Origin of the sequence: Streptomyces flavofungini, from assembly GCF_041028215.1 — a bacterium.
Lineage (GTDB): Bacteria > Actinomycetota > Actinomycetes > Streptomycetales > Streptomycetaceae > Streptomyces > Streptomyces flavofungini_B.
In genome coordinates this window covers 1-5,452 of record NZ_JASKYR010000586.1, presented here as the reverse complement: position 1 = coordinate 5,452, position 5,452 = coordinate 1, and the positions used below count along the sequence as shown (strand labels likewise).

5 protein-coding genes are annotated in these 5,452 nt (G+C 73.0%); 1 reads left to right on the top strand and 4 read right to left on the bottom strand.

Annotated features, from left to right (window positions below):
• Together AB8Z36_RS30285 and AB8Z36_RS30280 are read right to left on the bottom strand one after the other, a co-directional pair.
• Positions 1–543 (bottom strand): RNA polymerase sigma factor (locus AB8Z36_RS30285; RefSeq protein WP_369216582.1); only part of this gene is annotated, 543 nt, incomplete at its 3' end.
• 96 nt (positions 544–639) lie between these two features.
• The gene (locus tag AB8Z36_RS30280; RefSeq protein ID WP_369216581.1) at positions 640–1,482 is read right to left on the bottom strand and encodes a hypothetical protein; all 843 of its coding nucleotides are present in this window, start codon (positions 1,480–1,482) and stop codon (positions 640–642) included.
• Positions 1,483–1,835: 353 nt separating this feature from the next.
• Between AB8Z36_RS30280 and AB8Z36_RS30275 the strand changes: the two genes are divergently transcribed.
• The gene (locus AB8Z36_RS30275; RefSeq protein WP_369216580.1) at positions 1,836–3,326 is read left to right on the top strand and encodes an FG-GAP-like repeat-containing protein; all 1,491 of its coding nucleotides are present in this window, start codon (positions 1,836–1,838) and stop codon (positions 3,324–3,326) included.
• A gap of 27 nt (positions 3,327–3,353) precedes the next feature.
• On the opposite strand, the gene AB8Z36_RS30270 is transcribed toward AB8Z36_RS30275, so the two are convergent.
• Both AB8Z36_RS30270 and AB8Z36_RS30265 read right to left on the bottom strand, forming a co-directional pair.
• Positions 3,354–3,860, bottom strand: a complete 507-nt coding sequence (locus tag AB8Z36_RS30270; protein WP_369216579.1) for a hypothetical protein — start codon at positions 3,858–3,860, stop codon at positions 3,354–3,356.
• A 124-nt stretch (positions 3,861–3,984) separates the two neighbouring features.
• A partial coding sequence (locus tag AB8Z36_RS30265; protein WP_369216578.1) for a family 20 glycosylhydrolase occupies positions 3,985–5,452 on the bottom strand: 1,468 nt, incomplete at its 5' end.

Sequence of the window (5,452 nt, the reverse complement as noted above, 5' to 3'; positions counted from 1 at the left end):
GTAGGCCGCCGTGCGGACCGCGCCGGGGCGTTTGCCGAGGACTCTCGCCGCCGCCGGGCCGTCCAGGCCCACGACCACGCGCAGCAGGACCGCCTCCGCCTGGTCGCGGGGCAGCGTGGCGACCAGGGCGAGAACCTGTTCCGTCGAGACCGCCTCCAGGGCCGCCGCCGAGGTGCTGTGCGGGCCGGGAAGTTCGAGGAGGTCCTGTTCCAGGGCGACCGGGCGCGGCCGGGTCTTCTGGCGGCGCAGGTGGTCGAAGGCGCGGTGGCGGGCGATCGTCGCGGTCCAGCCCCGGAACCCCGCCCCGTCGCCACGGAACCGCCCGAGGTCCCTGGCGATCTCCAGCCACGCCTCGGCCGTGACGTCCTCCGCGTCCTCGCCGTCCGTGCCGACCAGGCCCCGCACATAACCGACCAGCCCCGGCTGGACGATGCGGTACGCGACCGCGAAAGCCGTCTCGTCGCCGTCCTGGGCCGCCGCGACGGCCCTGCCGAGCTCCTCGTCGTACGCCCGCGCGCGACGGGGCTCCCCACCCTGGCCCAACGCTCTCCCATCCGGCCGACCGGCACGCGCTGCCGCGCCCGTGCCTTCACGCTCACCAGCGCCAGTGAAGGTGGAAATGTCACAGGGGGACGCGGCTCACACCTCGAAGAGGCCGCCGCCGCCCCGGATGCGGGCGATGTCGAGGGTCAGGTCCGCCGCGGGGGCCTTCGCGGCGACCGGCTCGTCGTACGCCGACATGCGCATCCGCATGCTCCGGCCGCCCTCGTCCGTCCCCTCGAAGCCCAGGATGTACGGCTCGCCGGACGCGGCCACGTACACCGTTGTCTCCGTTGATTCCGATGCGGCCGGGGCCTCGTTCGTGTCCTTGTGTGCGCCGCCTGCCGTTTCCACCAGCGGCGTGACCCTCGTGCCGTAGCGCCGGGTCTCCGGGAGGGCCCTGATGACGTCGTCCGCGTCGGGGCCGCCGGTCAGCTTGCCGGTGAGTTCGTCGAGGTCGCACTTCATGCCCGGTACGGACGGGGCACCGGCCGCGCCCGCCGGGATCTTCAGGTACTTGCCGCGTGCGAGCGCCGTCCGTTCCCGCACGGTCGCGGCCGCCTCGGGGCTCCGCAGCTCCCCCATCTCCCGGATGGCGTCGAGCGAGGCGTCGGAGAACCGTACGTAGGTCGCGTCACCGGCGACCATGATGAGCTCGCCGCGCTGGCTGGGGCCCGCGTCGAAGGTGCCGGTGCAGTTGCTGTCGCGGTCCATGTGCAGCGTGACCTTCTGGTGGCCCTTCGGGGTCGACATGTCGATACCCATCCGCACGGTGTCCGCCGTGCGGAGCAGCTCCATGCCCCGCACCGCCAGTTCCCTGCCGCGCTTCTCGTCCGCCGAGGCGGCCGACGCCGTGGTGCCGGGCGCGGCCTCGTCGAACGTGCCGCCCGCGTACGTCACCCCGCCGCCCGCGCCGCACGCCGTGAGGGTGCCCGCCGCCACGCCGAGCACCGCCGCGAGCGCGAACGCCCGCGCCCSKCRCCMCCGTATCCCCCCCCCCCCCCCCCCCGCCGTTGCCCGACGCATCGGCGTGACCCGCTGTGCCACCTGATCCCCCGCCCGGGTCCCGGAGTCTCCGGGACCCCRCCCGGGTCGTGCGCCGCACAACTCTCAGCCGCGCCACTCCGGGCGCACGACTCTCACCTGGTCCAGCGTGGCGACGGGCCGCACTGTCACACCTGGGGCGTGCGGGATACGTCACGTGACGAATCACCCCGGCGAGCACAACCCTTTAGCCTCTCGATCAGTCGTACGGACTCGCTTGGTTACCTGGAATTCACTAAGGGGTGGGGCACTTGAGCCCGCGCAAACCGCGTGAAAAGGCGCGTACCACGCATGCGTACAGGCCGCAGAGCCTGAAGCGCAGGGCGTGGCTGACGATCGGTGCCGCCGTGCTCGGCGGCGCGGGTGCGGTCGGCGGGGGTGCGGTGACGGCTCCCGCCGCCTTCGCGGCCGAGGATGCGGCACCCGAGGCCACCGAGGGCGACTACAACGGGGACGGCATCGCCGATCTGATCGCCGCCACCCCGAAGGCGTCCAGCAGCCGTGGCCGCGTCACCGTCGTCCCCGGCGGCACCGGCGGGCCCGTGAGCGGCTCCAAGATCTCGCTGACGCAGACCAGCACCGGCGTTCCCGGTGTCTCCGAGGCGGGCGACGAGTGGGGCGCCTCGACCGCCTGGGGCGACATCAACGGCGACGGCGACGCGGACCTGATCATCGGTGCCCCCGGCGAGGACGACTCCTCGCACAAGGACCGCGGCGCGGTCACCATGCTCTACGGGCCCACCTTCAGGTCCGGCACGGACATGCAGCTCTCGGCCGACTTCCACTACCCGGGCGCCAGGTTCGGCTCGGCGGTCACCTCCGGTGACTTCAACGCCGACGGCAAGGACGACGTCTTCTCGGTGGCCACCGGCACGGGCGGCTCGTGGGCCGCGCGGCTCGACGCCGACCACGAGTCGGGCGGCAGCCTCACCTCGGGCGACACGGCCATCGCCTACCCCGACGCCGCCTCCGGCGACTTCAACAAGGACGGCTACGGCGATGTGGCGCTGACCTACCGCGACCAGGCGGGCAAGGGCAAGGTCGCCTGGTTCCGCGGCGGCCGGTCGGGGCTGAGCCGGGTCGGCGTGATCTCCGTGCCCGGCGGGCGCTCGGTCGCCGTGGGCGACGTCAACGGCAACGGCTACGACGACCTGGTCATCGGCCAGCCCTACACCGCCGAGTCCGGCGCGCACGCGGGCGGCCAGGTGACGGTGGTCCCCGGCACGTCGACGGGCTTCACCACGACGGGCATGAAGACGGTCCACCAGGCGACGTCCGGGGTGCCGGGCGCCGCCGAGGCCGGTGACGCGATGGGCTGGTCGGTCGCGGCGGGCGACTACAACGGCGACGGCTACGCGGACGTCCTGACGGGCGCCCCGTACGAGGACATCACCCGGGACGGCAAGGACCGCAAGGACGCGGGCACCTCGCTGCTCCTCAAGGGCTCCTCGTCCGGCCTCACCGGCAGCGGCGCGAAGGCGTTCTCGCAGGACGAGCCCGGTGTCCCCGGCTCCACGGAGACCGACGACCACCTCGGCTCCTCGGTCACCCTGGCGAACCTCTCCGGCAGCGGCCGCGCGGACCTCGCGATCGGCGTCGAGGGCGAGGACGCGACGGACGGCACGATCCTCCAGCTCGACAGCACCGGCTCCGGCGTGCCGGGGTCGAGCGGCGTCTACTACGGCCGCCCGCAGCTCGGCACCCCCGCGAAGGCCCGCCTCGGCCAGACGCTGGCGCCGTAGCGGCCCACGGCCCCCCAAGTCACCGCGTCACTGCGTCACGATGCCGAGCCGGTCGAGGAAGCGGAAGAAGAGTTCTTCCGCCGACGGCTCGGCATCGGCGTTCAGGACGTCAAGGAGCGGGGTCGCCCGTACCGTGCGGCCCGACTCCGCCGCCCAGGCGACCGCGCGCCGGGCGGCGTCGCGCGGTTCGAGGAAGTAGTCCTCCACGGTCAGGCCGCTGTCGGCGAGGTAACCGGCCATGGCGCCGCGGGCCAGGCACGTGCTCCACGCGCCGCTCTCCGGCGCGGCGGCCTCGATGACCACGCAGTCGCTGTTCATGACATAGCCGAAGAGGGCGGGCGCGCCGGTCTCCCGGGCGAGCGCGTTCATGTTCCCCACGTCGCGCCCGCCGTCGCCGCCCGGCACCTCCCAGACCTGCCAGCCGTCGGGCCGCCGCTCCAGGAGGCTCAGCTCGTCCCGCACCCCGGCCACCGCCGCGTACTCCCCGAGATCCCGCTCGCTCCTGCCCACGACGTAGTAGCCCCAGTAACCCATGCCGCGTCCCCCCGCAGTGCTCCATGCCGTTCCCGGCCGAATACACCACAAGGGTGCGTGATCTCGCTACCTGTCGGGTGAAAGCACCGGGCGGGCACCGGCGACAACCGGCCCCCGCGGGCGGCTACCGGACCCGGTCGGCGAGTGCGGTGAAGTCGCTCCAGGACAGCGCGGGTTTCCTGGGGTCCCACAGCTTCTGGACGGTCGCGGCGAGCGGCAGCCGGATGCCCTGGGCGACCTGGTCCTGGGTCTGGGCGTTCGCCAGATCGCACCAGACGGCGAAGGAGCCGCCGAGGATCTGGCCGTCGTACTTCTCGCTCACCGGGCTCGTGCCGCGGATCACCCGGGGGGTCCAGCTCTCGTATATCCGCTGACCGGTCGGATAGCGGAAGTCGTTGGGCTGGCCGAGCACGTAGTAGAGGTACTCGTCGTTGTAGTTGGTGAGCTTGCGGCCGTCCGCAAGATAGGCGGCGGGTTCGCGCGCGCCGATCTCCTTGCCGGTCCAGTACGCGACCTCCAGGTCGTCGGCCGCCCTGGCCCTGCCGCCGGGGAAGAAGCCGTCGTTCCAGGCCTTGGGCTTCTTGCCGAGCGGGCGCACGGCGTCGGCCCGGTCGTTGAGCCAGCCGGTCGTGAGGTCCTTGACGCTCGCGCCCGGCCCGTACCGCTTGCGGGCTGCCTCGGCGAGCTGGGGGAACGAGGCCGCGGGGTCCTTGACCGTCAGGGCCAGGTACTCGTCGGCGCCGAGGTGCCAGTAGGCGCCGGGGAAGAGCTTTCCGTACTCCTTGAGCAGGTCGTCGACGATCCGCGCGGCCTCCGGCTCCGCTATGTCGACGGCGCCCTTCGTGGCGGTGCCCCGGACGTCGCGGAGCTGGAGGGAGGGGTGGGCGCGGATGACCGCGCCGAGGTGTCCCGGCGAGTCGATCTCGGGCACGACGGTGATGTGCCTGCTCTCGGCCAGCTTCAGGATGCGCCGGACCTGGTCCTTGGAGAGATGGTCCTCGGAGACGATCTCGGGGTGCGAGTCCGAGGCGATACGGAAGGACTGGTCGTCGGAGAAGTGCAGGCCGAGCTGGTTGTACTTGAGGTCGCCGAGCTCGCGTATCCGGTCCTCGATCCACGAGGCGTCGAAGTGCTTGCGGGCGATGTCGAGCATGAAGCCGCGCTGCGGCTTCGCGGGCCGGTCGCGGACCACGCCCTCGGGGGCCCTCCGGCCGCCCTTCACCTCCTGCTTGAGGGTGCGGGTGCCGTAGAAGACGCCCGCCTGGTCGGGGGCGGTGATCCGGACCGTGCGGCCCTTGACCGACAGGGCGTACGACTCCGGGCCGCTGTCCGCGTCCTTGTCGAGCGCCAGTTCCACATCGCCCTCGCGGGGTTTTTCGTCCCCGGCGTACCGGAGCTTCAGCTCACCGGCGAGCAGGCGTCCCTCGTCCGCCAGGTCGCCGTCCCCGACGACGACGCGTCCTTCGCCCCCGGGGCGCCACCCCGGCCCCCGGGCCGCCTCGTGCTCCCGTACGGCGGGGATCGTGGCCGGAGCCTTCGAGAGCGCGTGGCTCTCGCTCTCGCCGGGCTTCGGGGTGGGGGCCGCCGCGGTC